The 275-nt window shown below is 65.8% G+C and carries 1 protein-coding gene; it reads right to left on the minus strand.

Annotated elements, in window-relative coordinates:
* Positions 1-236 (minus strand): alcohol dehydrogenase catalytic domain-containing protein (locus tag FVA95_RS29775; RefSeq protein ID WP_149666978.1); only part of this gene is annotated, 236 nt, incomplete at its 3' end.
* Positions 237-275: the final 39 nt, after the last annotated feature.

Here is a 275-nt window from a genome sequence, read left to right on the forward strand (position 1 = left end):
CCGACATTCAGCGACGTGACGCCGGCACCGAGCACCTCCACCCGGCCGACCACCTCGTGCCCTGGAATGATGGGATAGGCGATGTCCGGTAGCTCTCCGTCGACGACATGGAGATCGGTTCGGCACACGCCGCAGGCGCTCACCTTGACCCGCAGGTCACCCGGACCGGGTACCGGATTGTCCCGCTGCTCAAGCCGCAACGGTGCGCCCGGCGCTGTCAGGACCATGGCATGCATTTCGTCCGATATCCTCACGCAAGCGTGCGCAGCCTATCC

Origin of the sequence: Pseudonocardia sp. EV170527-09 (genome assembly GCF_008369905.1) — a bacterium.
Lineage (GTDB): Bacteria > Actinomycetota > Actinomycetes > Mycobacteriales > Pseudonocardiaceae > Pseudonocardia.